The following is a 24944-nucleotide window of genomic DNA, read 5'->3' as shown; positions in this document are numbered from 1 at the left end:
TCGCGCTGATGCGTGTACAGGGCAAGAGGGACACAATGGCGCAATCCATGGTTATCGGGGCAGGACCAGCGGGGCTAATGGCCGCCGAACAGCTTGCCGCCGCCAGGCACGAGGTTGTAGTGGCCGAAGCCAAGCCGTCTGTCGCGCGTAAATTCCTGATGGCGGGGAAGTCCGGCCTGAACCTGACCAAGGATGAGCCTTTTGACATGCTTATGGGCGCATACGGGGATGCAAAGGATTGGTTGCATCCGATGATACAAGCGTTTGACGCACAGGCGGTGAAGGCTTGGGCCGGTGATCTTGGGCAAGAGATGTTCACGGGCTCTACCGGGCGCGTGTTTCCGAAAGTCATGAAGGCCTCACCCTTGCTGCGGGCTTGGCTGGCCAGATTGGATCAGGCCGGTGTTCAGATCAGGACACGCTGGCGCTGGCAGGGATGGCAAGGTGGCGCGTTGGCTTTTGAGACGCCAGATGGCATGCAGTTTTGCTCGCCCGACGCGACGGTTTTGGCATTAGGGGGCGCCAGCTGGGCGCGGTTGGGTTCGGATGGGGCTTGGGCCCAGTGGCTTGCGGACAGCGGAGTTGATCTAACACCGTTTGCACCGGCTAACGCCGCTCTGTCAGTCGATTGGAGCCCCTATATGCAGCCACATTTTGGCGCGGCGCTCAAGTCGGTGCGGTGGATGGCGGGCGATCTGGATAGCCGTGGTGAGGCCACTATTTCCGCAAAAGGCCTGGAAGGTGGCGGTATGTATGCCCTGACCCCTGCGCTGCGGATGGGGGCGCCGCTGTTTGTTGATCTGGTCCCGGATGTGACGGCTGAAGGGATGCAGGCGCGATTGGACGCGAAGAAATCAAAGGCAACGCTTTCGCATTGGTTGAAGAATGGTCTGCGTCTGTCTCCGCAAAAGGTCGCTTTGTTCCACGAAATGACTAAGGGCCGCGCATTGAAGCAAACGCAATGGATCGGTGCGCTGAAAAACCTGCCCATCAGGTATGCTGGGCTACGCCCGATGGATGAGGCGATCTCAACCGCTGGCGGGGTAGCATTGGGTGCCGTGGACAGCGGTTTGATGCTGACAGCATGTCCGGGCGTTTTTTGCGCGGGCGAGATGCTGGATTGGGAAGCCCCGACCGGTGGTTATCTTCTGACCGCCTGTCTGGCGACGGGACGTTGGGCCGGTCAGTCGGCGGCAACGTGGTTGGCGCGCTAGGCCTTAACCCGATCGGGCCAGCATCGCCAGTCGGATCATTGCACGCTCTACCAGTGCCATCGCAGGTGCGGTTTGACCTGCCGAGCGCAAGGATAGGTCCGTATCTGTAAGGACGGTTAAAGCGGTCTGCAGCTTGGGCGCCCCCCATCCCTGAGCTTGCCTCAGGATCCGGTCACGTCGTTTGCCATAGACCGGAGGGCGCAGCTTGCCGATTCCCTGCGCCGCGCCTCCAGGGTCGGATGCGCAGGCATAGAGCGTTCGGAAATGCCGCGTCGCCCCAATACACAAGGTGACCCCATTGGTGCCCTGCGCCTGAAGGCGTCGGATAAGGGGGCCGATTTCCTGTGCCCGGCCCTCGGCAACGACGTTCAATACATCATCCAGCGCCGCCTCGGTCGACCGCGGCGCACAGGCTTCAATGTCTTCAATCGTCAGTTCACCGGCGTCACCGCGTTTGTAAAGCGACAGTTTCTCAACTGATTGAGTGAAATCACCAGGGCTGAGCGCCATTGCAAGTTCGCTTAGCGCCGACATCGAATCGCGCGGAATATTCTTCAATCCGGCTTGCGCCAGAATGCGCTCCACCTCGGCGCGCGAGGGCGGGTCATCGTAGATGCCAACAGCGTATGCGGCAGGGTTCGCTTCGAATGCTTTGCGGATTTTTGAGCTGGGTTTGAGCTGCCCGGCCGTCACGATGATCTGTGCATCACCATGATCCCAGTCTTCAAGGGCTGTGAGAATCGCAGGCGCTGCGACATCGGTGGCGTCTTCAACAAACACCGCGCGGGGACCGGGGAAAAATCCGACAGCCTTGACCGCGTCCAGCAACAGGGCCGGATCGCTGCGTAGATCGCTTCCGGGAATGCGGGTCAGGCGCATTTCCTCTTCGGCGCCAGGTCCCAGCAAAGCCGCCAGCACCTGTTGACGCTTCAACGCAACGCGCATCGCGTCCGCCCCGTAGATCAGCAATCCGGCTTTGTCCGCGTCCGGCTTGGAAAAATACCCTTCAGCCTCACGCGGGCTCAACTTCATGTGGACAGGCCCGGCGTGGCGTAAAGGCGGTTCACGATCTGATCGGCTAGAATCACCATCAGCCGCTCGGTCGCATCACGCTCATCTGCCAGTGTAGACACGGTCGAGCCTGCAGCAGAATAACCGACAAACTCGGTAACGTTGCCCGAGGCAATGACTTGCCCGGTTGCGTTGGATTTCAGCGCGTAAGTCGCATTCCCGTCGATCGTATAGCGATTGGTTTCATTCGCTGTGGTGATCGAGGCCCTGCGGGTGACCGTCGATACGCCGACATCCAGCTTGTATTCGTTGCCCGAGGTCGCGCTTCGACCTAATTTGCGTTCCAGATTCTGGACAAGCAGAAAGCTTTCGACGGTATTCGGCGCTGACACCTCGACCTTGCCATCCAAGGCCGAGCCTGATCCTCCGGGCGCATAAACCGGCTCGAACCCGCAAGCGGCGAGCGCCAGCGGCATCAACAACAGGGTTCTACGATCAAACGACGACATTAACGATCCGGCCCGGAACAACGATCACTTTCTTCGGTGCTGCGCCATCCAGCGCCTTTTGCACAGCTTCGGTGCTGAGGGCGATTTTTTCAACCTCTGCTTTATCCAGATCTTTGGCTACGCTGATCTCGGCCCGACGCTTGCCGTTGATCTGAATCGGCAGGGTTATGGTGTCATCGATCAGCATCGTCTCATCCGCGATGGGCCAAGGCGCGGTTGCAACCAGGCCTTCGCCGCCCAGCATCTGCCAAAGTTCTTCGGACAAGTGTGGCGTCATCGGCGACATCAGCTGCGCTAGTGTCTTGGCTGCCTCGCGCTTGACTGCAGAGCCCGCTTTGGATTTGGCAAGCGTGTTAGTGAATGCATAAAGCTTTGCGATAGATGCGTTAAAGCCAAAGGATTCGACCCCGCCCGATACGTCATGAATGGCTTTGTGCATCTCACGTAGCAGCGTTTCGTCATCTGCTGTGGCCGGCAAGTCCGATTCTGCGATTTCTGCGGCGATGCGGTGCACGCGGCTGAGATGTTTGAACGCGGCTTCGGCGCCCGACGCGGTCCATTCCACGTCGCGCTCAGGTGGGGAGTCGGATAGAACAAACCAGCGCGCAGTATCCGCACCAAAGGCCGAGATGATGCTGACCGGATCGACGACGTTCTTTTTCGACTTGGACATTTTGGCTGAGGGGATGATTTCAACCTCGGTGCCGTCGGTCAGCTTGCCGTCGGTCACGTCTTCGGGCAGGTGATAGACCGGGCGACCGTTGGCGTCGCGTGTTTGATAAATTTCATGAGTCACCATGCCTTGAGTGAACAGCGCGTTGAACGGCTCAATCGCTTTCTTCGGCAAATGACCAGTGATGTTCATCGCCCGCGCGAAGAAGCGCGAATAGAGCAGGTGCAGAATCGCATGCTCAATCCCACCGATGTATTGGTCGACATTCATCCAATACTCGGCTTCGGCAAGATCGGTGGGCGTTTCCGCGCGTGGAGCGGTGAAACGGGCGAAGTACCACGACGAATCGACAAACGTGTCCATCGTGTCAGTTTCCCGCTTGGCTGGAGCGCCGCAGGAAGGGCAAGGGGTGTCGCGCCAGCTGGGGTGGCGGTCCAGCGGGTTGCCGGGGATCGAAAAATCTATGGGTTTGCCGTTGCCATCATCATAAGGCAGCTCGATCGGCAGATTATCTTTCTTCTCGGAGACCGTGCCGCATTGATCACAATGCACAACAGGAATCGGGCAGCCCCAATAGCGTTGGCGGCTGAGCCCCCAATCGCGCAGGCGGTATTTGGTAACACCTTCACCCCAACCGGCCTTTTCGGCGAAATCAACGGTGGCATTGATGGCCTCGTCACCCGTTGCCTCGGTGAGACCCGCAAAATGATTCACCCAGCGGACTTTTTCGGTTTTCGGTGGAACAAACGCGATTTTGTCGACTGGAGTGTCATCATCCAGTGCAAAGAATGTATCGACCACAGGCAGGCCGTATTTGCGACAGAAATCGAGGTCGCGTTGATCATGAGCTGGGCAGGCAAAGATGGCGCCGGTGCCATAGTCCATCAGGATAAAGTTGGCGATCCAGACCGGCAGCTCCCAGCTGGGGTCGAGTGGATGTTTAACACGTATGCCGGTGTCATAACCCAGCTTTTCGGCGGTTTCGATCGCCTCTTCGGTGGTGCCGCCCTTGCGGCATTCGGCAACGAATTCAGCGACTTTCGGGTTTTCTGCCTCAAGCTGCTTGGCAATCGGATGATCGGGCGAGATGCCAACAAACGACGCGCCCATCAGCGTATCGGGCCGTGTCGTGTAGACGGTGATCGGCTCACCTCCATCGGTGCGTTCGAACCCGAATTGCAGGCCACGGGACTTGCCGATCCAGTTCTCTTGCATCAGGCGTACCTTGGCGGGCCAGTTATCCAGCGTATCCAGCGCGTCGAGCAGTTCCTCGGAATAATCGGAAATCTTGAAAAACCACTGAGTCAACTCGCGACGCTCAACCAAGGCGCCTGAACGCCAGCCACGGCCGTTTTCTACCTGTTCATTGGCCAAAACGGTCATATCGACCGGGTCCCAGTTCACCACGGCGTTCTTGCGATAGACCAGACCGGCCTCGAGCATATCCAGGAACAAAGCCTGCTGCTGGCCGTAGTATTCCGGATCACAGGTGGCGAATTCACGAGACCAGTCGATCGACAGGCCCAGCGGCTTCATCTGTCCGCGCATGTCGGCGATATTGCCGTAGGTCCAATCTTTGGGGTGGCCACCACTGGCCATTGCGGCGTTTTCCGCAGGCATCCCGAACGCGTCCCAGCCCATCGGGTGCAGCACGTTATGACCGGTTGCGAGCTTGTGGCGGGCGATCACATCACCCATCGTGTAGTTGCGTACATGCCCCATGTGGATACGGCCAGACGGGTAGGGGAACATCTCAAGCACATAGTATTTCGGCTTGTCCGCCTTGTGATTGGCGGTGAAGATTCCGGCCTTGTCCCAGGCCTCCTGCCATTTTGCTTCGATTTCGTTGGCCGAGTAGCGCGACATCATGCGGTCCTTCGTGAATGAAAACGCCGGGTAGGAACCCGGCGTGGTAATAGTGTGATTTTTGTCGGGTTTCTAGAACTTGTTGTCCGCAATGCGTAGCTGACGCGCGCGAGACAGGATCGCATCTTCGACGGCGCGCGACGTTGCAGCGCTGACCGGAGAACCGCCACTGGTCTGAAGAGCTACGGACAAAGAACGCGCTTCCAAAGCGGGATCACTGATGTGAACTGTCGCGCGATAGGAACGCCCGCCGCCGGGCGGTGTGCCATAACCCGTTACGATCACTCCGGTAAACGGATCGACCTCTTGGATCGGCAAGAAATTCAGTACATCCAGCGATGCGGCCCACAGATAGCGATTTACCTGAGTGACCTGCTCTGAGGTGTTCGGGCCGAATACGTCCCAGATCGTCGAACGATTCGGGTCATTCAGTTCGCGTTCCTCTGTCGAGCTGCCATCAGCGGTCAACACACTTGCATCGCCAGGCGGTGGCCCTCCGCAGGCTGATAAGGCAGCCGTTACCATGATCAAACCTGGAATCGTAATACGGCGCATCGTTGGAAGGTCCCGTGTCACTTGTTTTGCTCTGTCGAGTGATACTCCTAGACAAGGACCCGTACAGCAACAACCCTATTCTTTTATGATCGACTCGCGCGAACCGCGCGATCCGTTGAATTCGACTGTGGCATCCTTGCACCAATTTGGGCCGAATGACGTCTTTGCGTTTATGCCAAGCTTGCGCAACGGGGGCAAAAAAAGCGAAACGGTGTCCGTGCTGAGACGCGTGCTTTGCATGTGTCGAGTAGAAAATCTTTGAAACCGAGGGAAACAAGATGAAAAAAGTTCTCTTCGCAACGACCGCACTGATTGCAACCGCAAGTGTTGCAGCGGCCGAAGTAAAGTTCAGCGGTTACGGCCGCTTTGGTCTGGGATACCTGGAAGACCGTACAGGTACCGTTGACGCAATTGGTGGTGGTGAAGCGACCGGCGTAGAAACCGACGAAACCATCCTGGTCTCGCGCTTCCGTCTGAACATCGACGGAATCGTTGAAACTGACGGTGGCGTTCGCTTTGAAGGCCGTGTTCGTCTGCAGGCAGACGAAGATGCCGGCAACGGCGAAGCAAACTCCGCTGGCCTGAACGGCGCACGCTTCTCGGTCATCTTCGGTGGTCTACGTGTTGACGCCGGTAACGTAGCCGGTTCGTTCGACAACTTGGCAAACTACTACGGTAACGAGCCTGGCCTGGAAAGCTTCATTGGTCAGTACTCGGGCGTCGACTATGACTTCCTGGCGTACTCGTCGACCGGTTCGGGCGCAAACGCTGTGTTCTTCCAGTACGCAGTTGGCGACTTCGCCTTCGGCGCGTCGTATGACCAGCGCACATTTGCTGACGAAGCTGTTGCGGGTGCGGACACTGATGATGCAGACCGCTGGGACATCAGCGCGACCTACACCTTCGGTAACGTGACTGCCGCTCTGGCCTACGGTCAGACCAGCGGTCTGGGCGACGCCGACAAGCAGAGCCTGACCGTTCTGACCCTGGGTGCAGAATTCGGTGACTTCTCCGGTACTCTGTTCGTCGCAGACGATGACGTTGCAAACGATGACCGCAACGGCACCGCATACGGTCTGTCGGCAGCCTACAACCTGGGCGCGGCAACCACTCTGACCTTCGCTTACGGTGACGGTTCGGCAGACGACGATCTGCAGCAGTACGGCATCGGTGCCATCTACGACCTGGGTGGCGGTGCATCGCTGCGCGGTGGTATCGGCAACCAGAAGCGTGGCGACGGCGACAGCCAGCTGCGTGCCGACTTTGGTGCTCAGTTCAACTTCTAAGTTGGTCTGAACCACAAGGTTCAAGGGCAGGTCTTCGGACCTGCCCTTTTCTTTTGCCGCCACATGGTGTTTTGCTGCTGCAAACGCAGAATGAGGGACCCATGTCGCTGCAAGAAATCACCGATCGAATAGCCAAAGCTGAATCTGCGGCAGGACGCGCCGAAGGCTCGGTGCAATTAATCGCGGTTTCCAAGGTGCAACCTAACGACCGGGTCGAAGCCGTATTGAAGCAGGGCCACCGGTGTTTCGGAGAAAACCGTGTGCAGGAAGCCGCTGGCAAATGGCCTGCATTTCGCGAGAGTTTTCCGGACATCGATCTGCATCTGATCGGTCCATTGCAAACAAACAAGGCACGGCAGGCGATTGAGCTTTGCAATGCCATCCATTCAGTTGATCGACCAAAGCTCGCCAAAACATTGGCGCGATTGGCGCAAGAGATGGGTAAGTGCCCTGATCTTTTTATACAGATCAACACAGGCGAAGAGGATCAGAAAGCCGGTACTCTTCCACAAGATGCTGATGCGTTCATTGCTGAGTGCCGCAGCCTGGACCTGCCCGTCCGAGGTTTGATGTGCATTCCACCGGTTGAAGAAGAACCCGCGTTGCACTTCGCGTTATTGGCAAAAATCGCAGAGCGGAATGGGCTGAAGGGTTTGTCGATGGGAATGAGCAGTGATTTTGAATCGGCAATCGCCTTGGGTGCCACACACGTCCGTGTTGGGTCTGCCATTTTCGGGGCGCGGGTTAAGCCTCAGGGATGATAAGCCGTGTGCCCGGCGTGATTTTTTGGGCAATCCAACGTAGGTGGTCGCGCCTGAATGCGATGCAGCCTTCGGTCGGAAACCGTGGGCGTCGCCATTGATGCAGGAAGATGGCCGATCCCCGGCTGGGTTCTGAATTGGGATAGTTCCAATCGGTTATCAAGATCAGGTCATAAAGCGGATCTGGGCGACGCAGTTTTTCGTGACTGAAATCATGAGGCGCCCGCACCAAATGGTTATACGCATCGTCCTCTACGTCGTCTGACCATAAATCGCGCGGTCCGATCGGTCGTGCCCAATGCGCCGGCCGTGGCATTCGGTCTGCGCGATAGAGCATACCCACAATGTGATGCACACCTGTTGGTGTTGTTCCGTCACCTTCCTGCTTGGTTGGGCTCAAGCCCCCTTTGCCTATAGCGCAGGGGAACAGGTGCCCGAGAAACCGAATGCCACGTGGTGTAAGAACCAGATCGCTTGGTGTCACAGCAGGTGGCCTGACTTTGCCGCTTTGGTCGCCAGATACGCGCGGTTGAAATCTGTTTCACCTACTTTCAACGGAACACGTTCGGTGACGGCGATACCTGTGCGTTCCATCATCGCGATTTTTGCAGGGTTGTTGGTCAGCAGACGGACCGAATTGAAGCCCAGCGATTTCAGGATATCCGAGCCGAGCCTGAAATCCCGTTCATCGTCTTCGAATCCAAGCCGGTGATTGGCCTCGACTGTGTCAAATCCCTGATCCTGAAGAAAATAGGCGCGCATTTTGTTGGCGAGCCCGATCCCACGTCCTTCCTGATTCAGATATAGCAGGACACCCGCACCCTCGTCCCCCATCTGGGCCAAGGCCCCGCGCAGTTGCGGGCCACAGTCACATTTCAGGCTGCCCATAAGATCGCCAGTGAAACAGGCCGAATGCAGCCGCGCGAGGACGGGCTTGTCGCGGTCGGGGCGACCGATTTCAACCGCGTAGTGTTCCTCTCCACCATCTTCGGGGCGGAATACATGCAGGCGCCCGGCCTCCGACACTTCCATCGGCAGGCGTGCGGCGACGACAGGGTGCAGAGCACTGCGATCTGTCAGATGTGGCGCGGCCCGGGCATGGTCAATGCAGGTCAGACCATGATCTGCCGCAAATTCGCGCCCGTCTTGAATAGGGGCGACGACGGCGGCCGGGAGCAAGTGCGCCGACTTGGCCAACGCAATAGCGATCCGGTGCAGATTTGCGCTGCCTTGCCGTTCGGTCATCAGCGGGCCCTTCATCGGGGCGTTCAGATCATCGGACGGGTCGGCCACCGCCTGCACCCAGCTCAGCCCAGCATCCGCCGGGATCATGACGCGAGCAAGATCGCCGTCATATGCACGCGCTTTAAGTGTTTCAGCGCGCCGAACCGTGATGGCGACAACGGGATCCCCGCCCAAGCCGCGCAAATCGGCCAACCTTTGCGGGCTCAGGGTCTCGGTGGCGAATGCGAGTACTCCAAATCCCAGTTCGTCGGTCAGAACAACGGGAACACCCATACGCAGGTCAGCCCGCGCCCGTGCCAGCAATTCGGTGATGTCGGGAGTGAGACTCATGCAGTTTACCTTGAAACGATCAGACCCTGTCCTACCCCGATCACTGGAAAATGTGAAACATTTCCTCGGCGTCAGACACGAGGGCGTGAGACGACTGCAGTAAATCTTGCTGATTGCATTCTTCATACGCAAGTGGTGGAAAAGGCTTAGGAGGACTGTACATGGCTCAGCTCAAGAAAATCCTGCTGGTGGATGACGACGAAGACCTGCGCGAAGCGCTCAGCGAGCAACTTGTCATGACCGAAGACTTTGACGTGTTCGAGGCGTCCGATGGCGCGTCGGCAATGGAACGCGCGCGCGAAGCAATATACGATCTGGTGATTCTGGATGTCGGCCTGCCGGATACCGATGGCCGTGAGCTGTGTCGCCTGATGCGCAAGCAGGGCGTCAAAAGCCCGGTGCTGATGCTGACTGGGCACGACAGCGATGCTGACACGATCCTGGGTCTTGATGCTGGCGCAAATGATTATGTCAGCAAGCCTTTTAAATTTCCGGTTCTTCTGGCCCGGATTCGGGCCCAACTGCGCCAGCATGAACAATCCGAGGATGCGGTCTTTGTTCTGGGGCCCTACACCTTCAAACCGGCCATGAAGATGCTGATGACCGAAGATGATCGCAAGATCCGCCTGACCGAGAAAGAGACTAACATTCTCAAGTTCCTCTATCGATCAACTGACGGCGTTGTTGCACGTGATGTTCTGTTGCACGAAGTCTGGGGTTACAACGCGGGCGTTACAACACACACGCTTGAAACCCATATCTATCGTCTGCGTCAGAAGATTGAACCCGACCCGTCGAATGCACGCCTTTTGGTCACAGAATCGGGCGGATATCGCCTTGTTGCTTGACTAATGGTGGATTGACTTGGATCAAAGTGATACTCTGTAGGTATCTTTAGATTACTCCCAACCCGCGCATGTCCGGGTTATGACATGCACCTCCCTGTTGGACTGCCGGGCCTGATGGCCCGGCTTTTTTTGTCGAGTGCAACTGTATCGTGCAGGGCGATAACGGCACCGGGCATCCGATTTCATTCAATGAAATCGGACCGGAAACTTTGCAAGTTTCCGTAACCGCCGGGTCAGGCAACATTGCTTTGTTTTTCGATGGCACCTCGCTTGGCGCCACGCTAACCTGCGGCAACTTCGACAAAGGAACCCCCGGATATGCCCTTCACCCTTGCCACATGGAACATCAATTCGGTCCGCCTGCGCGAGCCTATCGTTCTGAAATTGCTGCAGGAAGAGGCGCCGGATGTGCTGTGTCTACAGGAATGCAAATCGCCGGTCGACAAAATCCCGACCGAAGGGTTCGCCGAGCTGGGCTATACGCATATGATTGCGCGGGGCCAGAAGGGGTATAACGGCGTCGCCATACTGTCGCGCCTTCCGCTTGAGGAAGTAGGGGATAAGGATTTCGCGGGTCTGGGTCATGCGCGACACATTGCGGGGCGGTTGGAGAATGGCGTGACCATTCATAATTTCTATGTCCCCGCTGGGGGCGACGTGCCGGATCGCGAAGTGAACGAGAAGTTTGGCCAAAAGCTGGAATACCTCGCTGACATGCGCGATTGGTTCCATGCGGAAAAGCCGAAAAAGTCCATTCTGGTGGGCGATCTGAATATTGCGCCCCGCGAAGATGATGTCTGGTCGCACAAGCAGTTGCTGAAGGTGGTTTCACATACGCCGATCGAGGTTGAAACGCTGGCCGAGACTCAGGATGCAGGTGGCTGGGTCGATATCACCCGGCAGGATATTCCCGAGGGCCAGCTATACAGCTGGTGGTCTTATCGGGCACGAGATTGGGATGCCGCCGACAAGGGACGCAGGCTGGATCATGTCTGGGCTACGCCCGATATCTCGAACGCGGGTCATTCCAGCCGCATTCTGCGCGACGCGCGCGGATGGGAAAAACCCAGTGATCACGCCCCGGTATTTGCCACGTTTGACATCTGACCGAAGCAAATTCGCCGAACTCTCCCCTTGGTTTCTGCCGCATTGGACTGCATATAGGGCGCAAGTTCGAACCAGAGAGTATAAGCCATGGACCTTCTGAACGGCGCAGGCAGCCCCCAAGCCACTGATCTGATTAAAGACGGGACCGAGGCCACCTTTATGGCCGATGTGGTCGAAGCCTCACAAGAGACGCCGATCATCGTTGACTTCTGGGCGCCTTGGTGCGGCCCCTGCAAAACGCTGGGCCCGGCGTTGGAAGAGGCCGTGACCGCTGCCAAGGGTGCGGTCAAGATGGTCAAGATCAACGTGGACGAAGCGCAGATGATTGCAGGACAACTGCGCATCCAGTCGATTCCGATGGTCTATGCATTTCACAAAGGCCAACCGATCGACGGGTTTCAGGGCGCTTTGCCAGGGTCCGAGATCAAGGCCTTCATAGATCGTGTGATCGAAGCCGCGGGCGGTGAAAGCCCGGGTGGTCAACTAGATGATGCTGTGCAAGCGGCCGAAGAAATGTTGACCGAGGGGGCCGCTGTAGACGCGGCACAGACTTTTGCCGCCATACTGGGTGAAGACCCCAATCACGCTGCCGCTTATGGCGGGTTGGTGCGCGCGCATATTGCATCGGGGGATCTGGATCAGGCTGAGGCGATCCTCAATGGTGCGCCTGCCGAGATTTCCACTTCACCCGAGGTTGAAGCGGCCCATGCGCAACTGGAATTGGCCAAGCAGGCTGCAGATGCTGGTCCGGTAGGTGAGTTGACTGCAACAGTTGAGGCCGAGCCAGACAACCATCAAGCCCGTTTCGATCTGGCGCAGGCCCTGCATGCCAATGGCGATGTCGAAGAGGCAGTGGCTCAACTGTTGGAATTGTTCCGCCGCGATCGCGAGTGGAATGATGGGGCAGCAAAGGCGCAGCTCTTCACAATTTTCGATGCGCTCAAGCCCAATGACCCGATTGTTCTGAACGGGCGGCGCAAGCTCAGCTCGATGATATTTGCCTAATCTCCGATCAGAACTAAACTCGGGTACATGATGCATCCTGCCGATTTGCCGGAAACGGTATCCGTTTTCCCTTTGCCCGGAGCGCTGCTGCTGCCACGGTCTCGCCTGCCGCTGCATATTTTTGAGCCGCGCTACCTACAGATGCTGGACGACGCGCTGAAAACGCAAGAACGCCTGATCGGGATGGTGCAACCGAATACCTGTCAGGGCGACGAAACCAAGCTGCACCAGATCGGCTGCGCTGGACGGGTCACCCAGTTTTCCGAGACCGAAGATGGCAGGTATCTGATTACGCTGACGGGAATCTCTCGGTTCAGGGTCAAATCAGAGTTGGACAGTTTCACCCCGTATCGCCGGGTTTCGGTGTCCTGGGACGGGTTTGACCGTGATCTGGGCAAGGCCGAGGTGGATGACGGTTTTGATCGGAACAGGTTCCTGCGGCTGTTGGAACGGTTTTTTTCGTCCCGTCAGTTGTCCACCGATTGGGACACAATGAAAGATGCCGATGATGAGCTTTTGGTCAATTCCCTGTCCATGATGCTGGAATTTGACCCGGAGGAAAAGCAGGCTTTGCTTGAGGCCCCTTGCTTACGCACCCGGCGCGAAACCTTGGTGACATTAATTGAATTCGCCATGCGCGGCGGATCGAATGAGGAAAAACTGCAATGAGCGATACCGAACACGCCTTTGACCGCCATATGCTTGAGGCGTTGATTTGTCCGCAGACCCACACGACGCTGCACTATGATGCCGAACGGCAAGAGCTGGTGTCAAAAGCCGCCGCTCTGGCCTTTCCAATCCGCAACGGTATTCCAGTGATGCTAGTGGATGAGGCCCGAGAGCTGGACTAGATCGGGTGTCCCTGCAGCAGTTTCGGCAGGTCTCCGGTCAGACCTGCAGCCTCGCGCACGAAACCTCGGCGCAGCCCGGGCAGCGATCCGACGATACCCATTCCAATATCCCGACCTATGCGGAGCAGGGGATTATCGTTCGAAAACAGCTTGTTGAACATATCAGTCGCCATCGCAAGCGAGGCTGTGTCGAACCGGCGCCACTCTTGATAGCGCTCCAGCACAAGCGTTGATCCGATATCCTCGCCACGTCGTCCCGCAAGGGTCAGAACCTCGGCCAATGCACCGACATCACGCAGACCTGCGTTCAGGCCTTGCCCGGCGATGGGGTGCATGCCATGGGCGGCGTCTCCGACCAAAGCCAACCGGTCCGAGATGAAGGAATTGGCGATGGTCAGGTTCAACGGGTATGTGAACCGGTCACCCTGCAGGCGGATATCCCCCAGGAAATCGCCAAAGCGCGGGCGCAGAACTTGTAGGTAATCTGCCTCGGGCAGCGCATTGATCTGCGCGGACGTCTCAGTGCGTTCGCTCCAGACGATGGAACTGCGGTTCCCGGTCAGCGGCAGAATCGCCAACGGGCCGGGGGGCATGAAGAACTGATGGGCGATACCGAGATGCGGTAGCTCGTGTTCAATGGCGCAGACCAGAGCGGTCTGGCCATAGTCCCAGCCGGTTCGCTTGATTCCGGCGCGCATAGCGGTCCCGCTGCGGCGGCCATCGCAACCCACCAGAAGGCTGCCGGACAAGGTGGACCCGTCATCCAGTGTAAGTGTTGCCCCGTTTGCCGAGATGTCCTGAGACACGACCGTTTTGCCGCTGATTTCGGTAATCCCGTCTTGTTCGGTCATGGCCTCCAGAAAAGCCCGCCGCAGGTGGCGATCTTCAACCATATAGCCCATCGGGCCTTCTTCGATCTCGGCATGATCAAAATGCATGAAGAACGGGGAAGGTCCGGCACCGGCATGGCCATCCGTTACCTTGATCTCCAGCATCGGCTGGGCGCGCTCTTCCACCTTTTCCCAAACGCCTATCGCGTCGAGCAGACGTTGCGACGCCAATGCAAGCGCATAGGCGCGCCCGTCGAAGGCCGCATTCTTGCGCACTTTCTCTGCCAGAGCGTCAACAACCGTGACTGAATGCCCGGTCTGGGCCAGCGCCAGCGCAAGGGCAGGGCCGTTCAGGCCACCACCAACGATCAGGATATCGGATCTGTGTTCCATGGGCTGCAATATGCGCGCCCTTTCGGGATTGTCCATGTGCGGTCCTGTCGCTACCGTCCGATCACGGAATTACTCGGGAGGGGACCGGATGCAAGACTGGCTGACCATGACGGCATGTGATTTGGGCCGTGGTATCGGAATGGGGCAGATCGATCCGGTTGAACTGACAGAAACTTATCTGAGCGCGATTGACGCCCATCCACATCGCGATCGGATCTATGCCCGGGTGACCCACGATCGCGCCCGCGCCGAGGCCCTTGCGGCGCAAGAGCGGGCAAAGCTTGGCCTGCGTCGGTCTTTGTTGGATGGCGTCCCGATCAGCTGGAAAGACCTGTTTGACACGGCAGGCGTAGGGACCGAGGCCGGTTCGGCCCTGTTGGAAGGCCGCGTGCCCGAATCCGATGCGCAGGTGGTGCGGAACGCGACCGCGATGGGTACGGTCTGTCTGGGTAAAACGCATATGAGCGAATTGGCGTTCTCGGGTTTGGGCCTCAACCCAGTGACGGCTACGCCTCCATGCGTGAATGACGAAGAGGCCGTACCCGGAGGTTCGTCCTCAGGGGCAGGGGCCTCGGTGGCGTGGGGGCTTGCTGCAGGCGGCGTTGGCTCGGACACGGGTGGATCGGTGCGGATTCCCTCGGCCTGGAACGATCTGGTGGGGCTGAAAACCACGGCGGGGCGCATTAGCCTTGAGGGCGTCGTGCCGCTGTGTCTGAAATTCGATACCGTTGGGCCTCTGGCGCGATCAGTTGAGGACGCCGCACATATGCTTGCTGTGCTTGAGGGCACCGCCCCGGCTGATCTGCGCGGGGCGTCATTGATCGGTCGCCGCTTTGCTGATTTGCAGAACGTGGCCAAGGACGATCTGCGCGAAGCTCCAGCCAACGCCTATGAAGATGCGCTGGCGCGCCTGAAAGAGGCCGGGGCCGAGATCGTTCCGCTTGACGTGCCTGAGCTGAACGAAGCGATGAGCCTGTCGGGTGTGCTCTATACAACCGAAGCCTACGGCTTGTGGCGAGATGTGATAGAAGCGAACCCCGAGGCGATGTATCCCGAAATCCTTGAACGGTTCCGAATGGGCAAGGCCTATTCCGGCCCCGATTACGTGGCCGCTTGGTCGAAACTAACCGCTTGTCGACAGGCTTGGGATGCGGCCTCTGCGGGCTTTGACGCCGTGCTTGCGCCGACGGCCCCGATCCTACCGCCCAATCTCGACCGGTTGATGAATGATCATGACTACTATGTTACCGAAAATCTCTTGGCTCTCCGCAACACCCGGATCGGCAATCTGATGGGGCTTGCGGCACTGACTTTGCCCACGGGAACACCCGGTTGCGGGCTGATGATGTTGGGCTATCCGGGGTCGGAAGAGGCCTTGTTACGGCTCGGCTCAGCAGCCGAAAGGGCTTTGACCTGAATGCCACAATCCCCTGATTCGGCACCTCTTTGTCTGGACGAAGCCCGGGTCGATCTGTAATCTGCCATAAAACGGGGCGCAAAATGACCCCGAAATTGAGGCAGTATCATGAATTTCCCCGAGCGGTTTTCGAACCTACCGGAATACGCGTTTCCGCGTCTACGCGCCCTGTTGGATCATCATCAGCCGGGTGGTGAAGTCGTTCACATGACCATTGGCGAGCCCAAGCATGATTTCCCATCTTGGGTGACCGACGTGATCATGGAAAACGCCGCCGGGTTTCAGGGCTATCCCCCGAACGAAGGCTCACCTGAATTGCGCGCAGCGATCACGGGTTGGATCAACCGCCGCTATGGTGTGTCGATGGATGCAGATGCCAATGTGATGGCACTGAACGGCACGCGCGAGGGTCTGTACAATGCCGCAATGGCGTTGTGCCCTGAGAAGAAGAACGGACAGCAGCCAATCATCCTGTGCCCGAACCCGTTTTATCAGGTTTACATGGTCGCCTCGATTTCGGTCGGCGCGCAGCCCTATTTTGTACCTGCAACCGCTGCGACCGGCCATCTACCGGACTATGCAGGCCTGCCCGAAGAGATTCTGAACCGCACTGCAGTGGCTTATATCTGCTCACCCGCGAACCCTCAGGGGGCGGTCGCCTCGCGCGATTACTGGGTCGAGCTGATTCAATTGGCTGAAAAGTACGATTTCCGCATCTTTGCCGATGAATGCTATTCCGAAATCTACCGCGACGCCGCGCCGGTTGGCGCGCTGACCGTTGCGCAGGAACTGGGTGCTGACCCCGAACGTGTCACGCTGTTCAACTCTCTGTCCAAGCGGTCGAACTTGGCCGGGCTGCGGTCGGGGCTGATCGCAGGTGGACCTGAAACAATCAGCCGTGTCAAACTGTTGCGCAGCTATGCGGGTGCCCCTTTGCCCGCCCCGCTGCAGGCCGCCGCCGCCAAGGTTTGGGCGGATGAAGCGCATGTGCAGGAAAACCGCGCGCTGTATCAGGAGAAATACGCCGTCGCGGATGAGGTTTTCGCAGGCGTACAAGGCTACATGCCGCCCGAGGCCGGGTTCTTCCTGTGGCTGCCGGTCGAAAACGGTGAAGAAACCGCATTGAAGCTTTGGCAGGAAACCGGTGTTCGGGTTCTGCCGGGCGCATATCTTTCTCAAGGTGATCCGGGGCAAAACCCGGGCGAGCAATTTATCCGGGTCGCGATGGTGGCCCCAAAAACAGAGATGAAGCGCGGGCTGATTACACTCCGCGACTGCATCTATTCGTGAGGTACGAGGGCAAAATGGCATCATATAACGCGCGAAACCGTGACCCGCTGCTGGACAGCAACACGCAAGCCGCCATTGAACGGCGTAGCAAAGAACTGATCGGGATCGCTTTGATCCTGTTGGGGTTGGCCGCTGCAGCGATGATCTGGTCCTATACGCCCGATGATCCAAACTGGATGGTTTCGACCGATGCGCCCGTGCAAAACTGGATGGGGCGCATTGGGGCCTCGATTGCCGCGCCGTTGTTTATGATCGTGGGTTGGGGCAGCTTGGGTGTCGCCTTGGTGCTGATCACTTGGGGCGTTCGATTTGCAGGTCATTTAGGTGAAGACCGTGCCATTGCCCGCCTGATTTTTGCGCCGATCTGGATCGCCGTTCTGGCTGTCTACGCAGCGACTCTGGTGCCGGGTGCCGAATGGCGGACGACGCACAGCTATGGCTTGGGTGGTCTATTCGGCGATACAGTGATGGGTGCGATTTTGACTTTGTTGCCGATCTCATCGCATTTCCTGGTCAAGCTGATGTCGCTGGCGATGGCGGTCGGTATGCTGGCTCTGGGTGTATTCGTGTTGGGTTTCGGCAAAGCGGACGTTCGCAATGGCTTCCGGGCGTTTCTGTTGGGACTGGTCATGGCCTATGATCTGTTGATGAACGCGCTGGGACGCGGGGCATCGGCGACAGCGCGGGCAGCACGGGACCGGAAGGCCCAATGGGCCGAGCGCAAGGCCGAACGTGCAGTTCCGGTTCAGGCGGATTTTGACGACGACCTGGCCTACGCTGATCCGGTCTTTGAGGACCCTGAGATTGAAGCGCAGGAACCTGTCGCCAAGACAGGCCTTCTGGCTCGGATGCCTTCCCTGATCCGTCGTCCTGACCCTATGCCCGAGCCTGAGTTGGTCGAAAACGTTGCGGTCGAAGGGTATTACGACATGCCGGGTGAGGATCGCATCCGGTCCAAGATTTCCGCCGCTGTGCGCAATCGTAAAGTGGCCGCTGGTGTGCTAACGCCCGAACCCGATCCCAACTTGCCATTGACCAAAGGGCGGGGCAGGGGACCGGACCCGTTGATTTTGAACTCTGGCGCGGCAGACGAGTTGCCGCCCGAACCCCCGATGACCTCTGCAGGTTTGCCACCCGAACCACCGCTGACAGCAGGATCTGATGTTGAGACGCTGGCGGCTGACTCCGAGGCTGATAATTGGATGCAGCAGGACTATGTTTCCGAACCGGACTATGATGATGAGGCCGTGTTTGATGATGCCCCCGAACCCGCGCTCCAACCGAGACAGGCTGTCAAGATTCCTGTCGCTGAGCCGCGTAAACCTGTAGTAGCTCAACCGGTCCGACGCACTCCTCCACCTTCGCGCAGGGCGCAAGCCGAAGCACAGCCGACACTTTCTTTCGAGGAACGGCATTCCGATTTCGAACTGCCACCGCTGGGCCTTCTGTCCAACCCTGCAAGCATCCAACGCCATCACCTAAGCGATGAGGCGCTCGAGGAAAATGCGCGGATGCTGGAAAACGTGCTGGATGACTACGGCGTCAAGGGCGAGATCGTAAGTGTCCGCCCCGGTCCGGTTGTGACCATGTACGAATTGGAGCCTGCACCGGGTTTAAAAGCCAGCCGTGTGATCGGTTTGGCCGACGATATCGCACGCTCAATGTCGGCTTTGTCCGCGCGGGTTTCAACTCTACCGGGGCGCTCGGTTATTGGCATTGAACTGCCCAATGAAAACCGTGAGATGGTGGTGCTGCGCGAAATCCTCGCCAGTCGCGATTTCGGCGATGGTAATCATGCGCTGCCCTTGGCGTTGGGCAAGGATATCGGTGGTGAGTCCGTGGTGGCGAACTTGGCAAAAATGCCTCACCTCTTGATCGCTGGTACGACCGGTTCCGGTAAGTCGGTGGCAATCAATACGATGATCCTGTCGCTGCTTTATAAGCTAACGCCGGATGAGTGCCGCCTGATCATGATCGACCCCAAGATGCTGGAACTGTCGGTCTATGACGGTATCCCGCACCTGCTCTCGCCCGTTGTGACCGACCCGAAAAAGGCGGTTGTGGCCCTGAAATGGGTCGTGGGCGAGATGGAGGATCGCTATCGCAAAATGTCCAAAATGGGCGTGCGCAATATCGCGGGCTACAATGGCCGCGTGAAAGATGCGCTGTCCAAGGGCGAGATGTTCAGCCGCACGGTCCAGACCGGCTTTGACGATGAAACCGGCGAGCCAATGTTCGAGACCGAAGAATTCGCGCCCGAAGCAATGCCTTATATCGTTGTGATCGTCGACGAAATGGCCGACCTGATGATGGTCGCGGGCAAGGAGATCGAGGCCTGCATCCAGCGTCTGGCGCAGATGGCGCGGGCTTCGGGCATTCACCTGATCATGGCCACTCAGCGCCCCTCTGTTGATGTGATCACCGGGACGATCAAGGCGAACTTCCCGACCCGGATTTCGTTCCAGGTGACTTCGAAAGTCGACAGTCGAACCATTTTGGGCGAGATGGGTGCCGAACAACTTCTGGGGCAGGGCGACATGCTGTATATGGCGGGCGGGGCTAAGATCACCCGTTGTCACGGTCCGTTTGTCTCGGATGAAGAGGTCGAAGAAATCGTCAACCACTTGAAACAGTTCGGTCCGCCGGCCTACATGAGCGGCGTGGTCGATGGCCCGGCCGAGGAAAAGGCTGACAATATCGACGCTGTTCTGGGCCTAAACACGGGTGGCAACACGAACGGAGAAGACGCCCTTTACGACCAGGCAGTGGCGATTGTGATCAAAGATCGCAAATGCTCGACGTCCTACATTCAGCGAAAACTTGCCATTGGCTACAACAAAGCTGCGCGGCTTGTTGAGCAGATGGAGGACGAAGGCGTTGTTTCCGGGGCAAATCACGTTGGAAAACGCGAAATCCTCGTCCCCGAGCAGTAAGATATTTAATAACAAGGGCAGAACGCCTATCTGGGTCCTATGAAACAGATTGCTTTTGCCCTTGCTCTGACACTGGCTGCGCCCGCCGCGTGGGCGGCTGAAAAGCTGCCACTGTCGCAAATCTCTAACTACCTGAACCAGATGAAGACGGTTCAGACCACATTCACGCAGGTGAATGATGACGGATCACTTAGCACCGGTAAGCTGTGGCTCGAGAGGCCCGGAAAAATGCGGTTCGAATATGATCCGCCCAACAGCGCGGTAGTTTTGGCGCGGTCGGGGACGGTGCAGATCTTTGACCCGAAATCCAATCAGCCGCCCGAACAGTACCCGCTGAAACGCACACCGCTGTCACTGGTGTTGGCGCGAAATGTCAATCTGGGGCAAGCCAATATGGTTGTTGGGCACGATTTTGACGGGACCGCCACGGTTGTGACGGCTCAGGACCCCAAGAACCCGGAAAGCGGGCGGATCGAGTTAATGTTTACATCCAATCCGGTTGAGCTGCGCAAATGGGTGATCCACGATAACGCTGGAAGTCAAACGACCGTACTGCTGGGGCCGTTGACTGAAGGCGGAAACCTCGATTCCAGCGTGTTTTCAAGCAAAACCCGTATCAGGTCAGACGATCGCTGACCTGACAGGGTTTGTTTAGTAACGGCAGTTCGCCAGCTGCGCCTGATACAGTTGCGCTCGGGCGTCTACATCATTCGCAACGTTCAACAGCCAAGATTTGCTGTTGTAGCTGCCGCGCGCGTAGCCGGTTTGCCCTTCGTGATAGGCCAGGTATTGGTTACGCGCGTCGGTGGGATGAATCCCGTTCCGCTCATAGCTTTTGTTCATGTACCAGCCAATGAAATCCGACGCATCACGGATGCGATCCCGCTTGGCGCGGCGTTTGCCGGTTTCGCGCTGATACTGCTCCCACGTGCCATCAAGTGCCTGACCATAGCCGTAAGCACTGCTTTGGCGACCCATCGGGATGACGCCCAGCACGTATTTGTGCGGTGTGCGCGCATCTGCGCGATAACGGCTTTCTTGGTAAATCGTGGCCATCTGAACGTGAACGGGGACACCCCATTTGCGCTCGGTGCTTTTGAAGGCCTTGATATAATCGGGTTTTTCGCGCGCAATGCTGCACGCGTCATTTAGTCTGCTCGGTGGCTGTTTGGACCCGCCACCACAGGATGCCAAAAGCAGCACCCCGAAGAGTACGAAAAGAATTCTGCTCATGTGCCTCGTGCCTTTTTTCTTTATTCTAGCGCAGATTGAGCTCTGAGGAAATCACAATCGTTACAGAATAATAGCGAGAATTATCGGTAATGCGGCGACCGACAATACTGTCGAGACCATGACCATGCCTGCAACCGCGTCGGAATCCACATCAAACCGCTCTGCCAGCAGGTATGAGGTGACGGCGACCGGCGCACACATTTGCAAAACCAGAACTCCGAAAGCTACAGGACCCAGTCCAAAACTGATGGCAAGAGCCCAGCCCAACCCGAAGCACACCGCGAGTTTCAGCAAGGACAACCATATAGCCTGTTGCAGCTTCTGTGTTGTCAGGCGTGCAATCGCGACCCCAAGGGTGATCAGCATCATAGGCACCGCCATCTGGCCCAACAGTTCCAGCGTGTTGGTTAGAAACAGTGGCGTCTGCCATCCACGCCACAGAAACAATGCCCCCAACAGCGTGGCCCAGACCATCGGCTCGCGCAGAACCTTGCCAAAGGCGCCACGCCCCGCGACCAGATAGATACCGTAGGTAAAAGAAAACAGAGCGGTTACGGCCAAAAAGATCACCGCGAAACCCAACCCAGCCTGTCCAAAGGCAAAGATGCACAAAGGCAGGCCCAGATTCCCAGTGTTACCGAAGATAAGAGGTGACAGATAGGTCCGCTGCTCAAGCCCTGAGGCACGTACAAAGACCCAGAAAACCACCGCCAAAGCAACATGTGATGCAATCGCAGCGAGCGTGAAAACGGTCAATTCACCGCCCGGAATGTCGGTTTGCATCAAAGCTACGAAGATCAGGCTGGGCACTGCAAGCGTCACCGCAAACCGCGTGACAAATTGTAACCGATACTCGAAGCCGAGCTTGACCCATGCAAATCCGATCCCGGCCAGAAGGAACACCGGGGCAACGATTTCGAACACTGTTAGGAGTAGGTTCACAGACTGTTTCCCCGAATTTCAGCTCATTGGTTGGCTTTTCTGCCCGAAAAGATGTACTAAATGCTTTGGGGGCCGAAACAATGCTAAAGACACAAGCCAAGTACCGCCTGGGACAGGTGGTTCGACACCGTAGACACCCTTTTCGAGGGGTTATTTTTGATGTCGATCCGGAATTCTCGAACTCGGAGGAATGGTATCAGGCCATCCCCGAAGATAGTCGCCCGCTGAAGGACCAGCCGTTCTATCATTTGCTGGCTGAGAATGATCAATCCTTCTATGTCGCTTATGTTTCAGAACAAAATCTGGTTGAGGACCAATCGGGTGAGCCGGTAGACCATCCCGATATCCCCAACATGTTCGGCCCGTTTCAGGATGGATCTTATCCGCTGCACTTTCAGTTGAACTGAATATGTCCGTCATAATGGCGTGTGTCAGTAGCCTAATGCGCAACCATCTTTACGGGGATCGCTAGCACCTTCCAGAACTCCGTTTGAACAGATTCGAATGGCTTGCGCACCACCCAGAGACGTTTCCGATATTTGGACAGTGTGCCCCATATCGGATAATTGTTGCAGAACGGCATCGGAATAGCCTCGCTCAATTTTCAGAACACCCCCATCTGCAAATGCCCGAGGCGCATCGATGGCTTCCTGCAGCTCTATGTCGAAATCCGTGAGATTTGACACTAGCCGAGCGTGTCCGGTTGGTTGATAGGCACCTCCCATGACACCAAAGGGCATCGCGATGCGGCCTTGGGCGCGCAACATTCCCGGTATGATTGTGTGCATTGGTCGCTTTCCACCGGCAAGCTCATTTGGATGACCGGGTTCGAGGTTGAAACCAGCACCCCGATTCTGCAGCAAAATGCCGAACTTTTCCGAAGCGATGCCCGACCCGAACCCGTGGTAGATCGAATAAATAAGTGAAACGGCCATGCGATCCCGGTCAACCACGGTGATATAGACGGTGTCTTTGTGAACAGACTCGGTCAAGGGAGCGGCGGCAGCCATGGCGCGTTTCGGATTGATCAGCGCGGCAAGTTGGGCGGCTGTCTCAGGTGCAAGAAAATGAGCCATCCGCGTGCTGTGGTCGGGATCGGCGATGAAACGATTGCGTGCGTCGTAGGCCAGTTTGCTGGCCTCGGCTTCGATATGTACGCGTTCAGCCCCCCAAGGGTCCATTGCGGCCAGATCGAAGTGCTTCAAGATATTCAGCAACAGGATTGCCGTCGCGCCCTGACCATTCGGTGGGTGCTCGACCAGTTCGACCCCGCCATAATCTCCGCTGACGGGCACAGTTTCATCGCTTTGCACGGCCGCGAAATCCTGCGCAGTCTGTACTCCACCCAGATCGGACAGGGCCGCAAGCATGTCATCGACAATCTCACCAGAATAAAATGCCTTTTGACCGTGTTGGGCCACGCGCCGAAGAACTTCTGCCTGACCGGGTGCGCGAAAAACCTGCCCGGTTTGCAGGGGTTTGCCGTCAATCAGGTAATGATCACGGGCCGCGCCTTGCAGGGTGGATGCGCTGTTCTTCCAATCAAAGGCAACGCGTGGAGCCACCGGAACACCTGACTCGGCATAATGGATTGCGGGTTGCAGGATTGCTTCCAGGCCCAGCCGACCTTCGGTTTTTGCTAAACGGCAGAATGCCTCAACCGCTCCGGGAATTGTCACGGCATCCGGGCTGGTCTCGGGAACCGAATTTGAACCGCGATCCCGCAATGCCTGTGCATCCGCTGCTGCCGCGGCCCGACCCGAACCGTTTAGTGCGCGAACAGTCTGCTCGCCTGCGCGATTGTACAGAACAAAGCAATCTCCACCCAAGCCGGTCATTTGCGGCTCGCAAATTCCCAGAAGCACTGCGCCTGCAATGGCTGCGTCCATGGCATTGCCGCCCTGCTGCAGAATATCCAGCGCGATTTTGGCGGCCAACGGATGGGACGTTGCGCACATCCCTTCGGTTGCCAAAACTTCAGAACGGCCTGTCTTGTGAAAATCGCGCATGGGTCTTTCCTTCTGCAAACACGCAGACACTAAGCCGCAGCTGGGAATTGTCCAATGCTATCAGAGGAAGGAGGTCCTCGGCGCCGCTCACTGGGTGGGGGCTGTGACGCTAGGCGCCGAGGGAAGCTATCTGAGCTACCCCTTACTTATGACCTTTGTTTGCGGCGCGACAATGGTTCGATCTAGGCCTTATTGTGGCCATTTGATGCCTGCTAGGGCATCTGGTCGAAGTCGAACCGCAAGCAGAGCAGGTTCCCGCCGCTTTTGCGTTCATATTTTATGTCGCTGGCAAGTTGATGAATCAGGTGCCAGCCAAAGCCGCCCTCGGGCAGGTCCTGCAAAGCAGTGTCGACAGATGGTGGAGTGCCGCTCGGTATCAACAATTCAGGCATCGGGTCGCCGGTATCGGTGATCTGAATCACCAGCTTCTTTGCACATAATGAGCAATCGATTTGAACGTCAGCGGCGGCCACCCCGGCATAGGCATGTTCGACCACGTTGTTGATCGCTTCCGTCAGCGCGATTCTTACGTCATCTGCTTTGCTTTCCGGCAATCCCTGCGCCGCCAGCCGTGCGCTTAACGCCGCGATCCCTGCGCTGGCCTGCACTTGTGTCGCGGGAAAGCTCACCTCCAGG

The 24944-nt window shown here is 57.6% G+C and carries 24 protein-coding genes; 13 read left to right on the top strand and 11 right to left on the bottom strand.

Annotated features, from left to right (window positions below; all coding sequences use genetic code 11):
* Positions 1-35: 35 nt before the first annotated feature.
* Positions 36-1214 (top strand): TIGR03862 family flavoprotein, encoded by a 1179-nt coding sequence (locus ACR0BI_RS08735; RefSeq protein WP_480562301.1) that lies wholly within the window; start codon positions 36-38, stop codon positions 1212-1214.
* 3 nt (positions 1215-1217) lie between these two features.
* On the opposite strand, the gene holA is transcribed toward ACR0BI_RS08735, so the two are convergent.
* The 4 genes from holA to ACR0BI_RS08715 form a co-directional block, all read right to left on the bottom strand.
* Positions 1218-2246 (bottom strand): DNA polymerase III subunit delta, encoded by a 1029-nt coding sequence (holA, locus tag ACR0BI_RS08730; protein ID WP_480562302.1) that lies wholly within the window; start codon positions 2244-2246, stop codon positions 1218-1220.
* Positions 2243-2734 (bottom strand): LPS assembly lipoprotein LptE, encoded by a 492-nt coding sequence (gene lptE / locus ACR0BI_RS08725; protein WP_170732533.1) that lies wholly within the window; start codon positions 2732-2734, stop codon positions 2243-2245. Before lptE ends, holA begins: the two co-directional genes overlap by 4 nt.
* On the bottom strand, positions 2721-5273 hold the full coding sequence (gene leuS / locus ACR0BI_RS08720; RefSeq protein ID WP_480562303.1) for a leucine--tRNA ligase: 2553 nt from the start codon (positions 5271-5273) through the stop codon (positions 2721-2723). The genes lptE and leuS overlap by 14 nt, the downstream gene beginning before the upstream one ends.
* A 72-nt stretch (positions 5274-5345) precedes the next feature.
* Positions 5346-5828, bottom strand: coding sequence for a DUF3576 domain-containing protein (locus tag ACR0BI_RS08715; RefSeq protein ID WP_170398884.1), 483 nt, complete (start codon positions 5826-5828; stop codon positions 5346-5348).
* Positions 5829-6106: 278 nt separating this feature from the next.
* On the opposite strand from ACR0BI_RS08715, the gene ACR0BI_RS08710 reads away from it, so the two are divergent.
* Positions 6107-7114, top strand: a complete 1008-nt coding sequence (locus ACR0BI_RS08710; protein ID WP_170398881.1) for a porin — start codon at positions 6107-6109, stop codon at positions 7112-7114.
* 101 nt (positions 7115-7215) lie between these two features.
* A complete protein-coding gene (locus ACR0BI_RS08705) occupies positions 7216-7875 on the top strand; it encodes a YggS family pyridoxal phosphate-dependent enzyme (RefSeq protein ID WP_170736262.1) in 660 nt (219 codons plus the stop codon).
* Here ACR0BI_RS08705 and ACR0BI_RS08700 read toward each other — a convergent pair.
* Both ACR0BI_RS08700 and ribA read right to left on the bottom strand, forming a co-directional pair.
* Positions 7859-8359 carry a L,D-transpeptidase family protein gene (locus ACR0BI_RS08700; RefSeq protein ID WP_170406691.1) on the bottom strand — a complete coding sequence of 167 codons (501 nt, stop codon included), beginning with the start codon at positions 8357-8359 and terminating at the stop codon, positions 7859-7861. The two genes, ACR0BI_RS08705 and ACR0BI_RS08700, sit on opposite strands and share 17 nt — an antisense overlap.
* On the bottom strand, positions 8356-9450 hold the full coding sequence (gene ribA, locus ACR0BI_RS08695; RefSeq protein WP_170425856.1) for a GTP cyclohydrolase II: 1095 nt from the start codon (positions 9448-9450) through the stop codon (positions 8356-8358). Before ribA ends, ACR0BI_RS08700 begins: the two co-directional genes overlap by 4 nt.
* A gap of 161 nt (positions 9451-9611) precedes the next feature.
* Here ribA and ACR0BI_RS08690 point away from each other — a divergent pair, with 161 nt between their 5' ends.
* The 5 genes from ACR0BI_RS08690 to ACR0BI_RS08670 all read left to right on the top strand — a co-directional run bounded on the left by ACR0BI_RS08690 (position 9612) and on the right by ACR0BI_RS08670 (position 13261).
* Positions 9612-10298 carry a response regulator transcription factor gene (locus ACR0BI_RS08690; protein ID WP_170398869.1) on the top strand — a complete coding sequence of 229 codons (687 nt, stop codon included), beginning with the start codon at positions 9612-9614 and terminating at the stop codon, positions 10296-10298.
* A 318-nt stretch (positions 10299-10616) separates the two neighbouring features.
* Entirely contained in the window at positions 10617-11405 is a 789-nt protein-coding gene (locus ACR0BI_RS08685) for an exodeoxyribonuclease III (protein ID WP_480562304.1), read from the top strand.
* An 87-nt stretch (positions 11406-11492) separates the two neighbouring features.
* On the top strand, positions 11493-12410 hold the full coding sequence (locus ACR0BI_RS08680; protein WP_170398864.1) for a thioredoxin family protein: 918 nt from the start codon (positions 11493-11495) through the stop codon (positions 12408-12410).
* Positions 12411-12437: 27 nt separating this feature from the next.
* Positions 12438-13079 carry an LON peptidase substrate-binding domain-containing protein gene (locus ACR0BI_RS08675; protein ID WP_170398861.1) on the top strand — a complete coding sequence of 214 codons (642 nt, stop codon included), beginning with the start codon at positions 12438-12440 and terminating at the stop codon, positions 13077-13079.
* The gene (locus tag ACR0BI_RS08670; RefSeq protein WP_170398842.1) at positions 13076-13261 is read left to right on the top strand and encodes a Trm112 family protein; all 186 of its coding nucleotides are present in this window, start codon (positions 13076-13078) and stop codon (positions 13259-13261) included. Before ACR0BI_RS08675 ends, ACR0BI_RS08670 begins: the two co-directional genes overlap by 4 nt.
* On the opposite strand, the gene ACR0BI_RS08665 is transcribed toward ACR0BI_RS08670, so the two are convergent.
* Entirely contained in the window at positions 13258-14484 is a 1227-nt protein-coding gene (locus tag ACR0BI_RS08665) for an FAD-dependent monooxygenase (protein ID WP_170407858.1), read from the bottom strand. The genes ACR0BI_RS08670 and ACR0BI_RS08665 overlap by 4 nt on opposite strands.
* Positions 14485-14572: 88 nt before the next feature.
* Here ACR0BI_RS08665 and ACR0BI_RS08660 point away from each other — a divergent pair, with 88 nt between their 5' ends.
* The 4 genes from ACR0BI_RS08660 (at position 14573) to ACR0BI_RS08645 (ending at position 20760) form a co-directional block, all read left to right on the top strand.
* A complete protein-coding gene (locus tag ACR0BI_RS08660) occupies positions 14573-15901 on the top strand; it encodes an amidase family protein (RefSeq protein WP_170625787.1) in 1329 nt (442 codons plus the stop codon).
* A gap of 108 nt (positions 15902-16009) precedes the next feature.
* Entirely contained in the window at positions 16010-17191 is a 1182-nt protein-coding gene (locus ACR0BI_RS08655) for an aminotransferase class I/II-fold pyridoxal phosphate-dependent enzyme (protein ID WP_170425846.1), read from the top strand.
* A gap of 14 nt (positions 17192-17205) precedes the next feature.
* Positions 17206-20124, top strand: coding sequence for a DNA translocase FtsK (locus tag ACR0BI_RS08650; RefSeq protein ID WP_480562306.1), 2919 nt, complete (start codon positions 17206-17208; stop codon positions 20122-20124).
* Between the two features lie 39 nt (positions 20125-20163).
* Positions 20164-20760 carry a LolA family protein gene (locus tag ACR0BI_RS08645; RefSeq protein ID WP_170398828.1) on the top strand — a complete coding sequence of 199 codons (597 nt, stop codon included), beginning with the start codon at positions 20164-20166 and terminating at the stop codon, positions 20758-20760.
* Between the two features lie 15 nt (positions 20761-20775).
* Here ACR0BI_RS08645 and ACR0BI_RS08640 read toward each other — a convergent pair whose 3' ends face one another.
* Both ACR0BI_RS08640 and ACR0BI_RS08635 read right to left on the bottom strand, forming a co-directional pair.
* Positions 20776-21357 carry a transglycosylase SLT domain-containing protein gene (locus ACR0BI_RS08640; protein ID WP_170425842.1) on the bottom strand — a complete coding sequence of 194 codons (582 nt, stop codon included), beginning with the start codon at positions 21355-21357 and terminating at the stop codon, positions 20776-20778.
* Between the two features lie 60 nt (positions 21358-21417).
* Positions 21418-22299, bottom strand: a complete 882-nt coding sequence (locus tag ACR0BI_RS08635; RefSeq protein WP_170562336.1) for an AEC family transporter — start codon at positions 22297-22299, stop codon at positions 21418-21420.
* An 80-nt stretch (positions 22300-22379) separates the two neighbouring features.
* Between ACR0BI_RS08635 and hspQ the strand changes: the two genes are divergently transcribed.
* Positions 22380-22706 (top strand): heat shock protein HspQ, encoded by a 327-nt coding sequence (gene hspQ / locus ACR0BI_RS08630; protein ID WP_170398818.1) that lies wholly within the window; start codon positions 22380-22382, stop codon positions 22704-22706.
* A gap of 24 nt (positions 22707-22730) precedes the next feature.
* Here the strand turns inward: hspQ and ggt are convergent, their stop codons facing one another.
* Both ggt and ACR0BI_RS08620 read right to left on the bottom strand, forming a co-directional pair.
* Positions 22731-24308 carry a gamma-glutamyltransferase gene (gene ggt / locus ACR0BI_RS08625; RefSeq protein ID WP_480562307.1) on the bottom strand — a complete coding sequence of 526 codons (1578 nt, stop codon included), beginning with the start codon at positions 24306-24308 and terminating at the stop codon, positions 22731-22733.
* 212 nt (positions 24309-24520) lie between these two features.
* Complete coding sequence (locus ACR0BI_RS08620) at positions 24521-24937, bottom strand: ATP-binding protein (protein ID WP_480888627.1); 417 nt, start codon at positions 24935-24937, stop codon at positions 24521-24523.
* Positions 24938-24944 lie beyond the last annotated feature (7 nt).

The organism is Ruegeria sp. E5 (assembly GCF_056534105.1).
The sequence above is the reverse complement of the archived record's forward strand: the minus strand, read 5'-3'. Positions and strand labels throughout refer to the sequence as shown.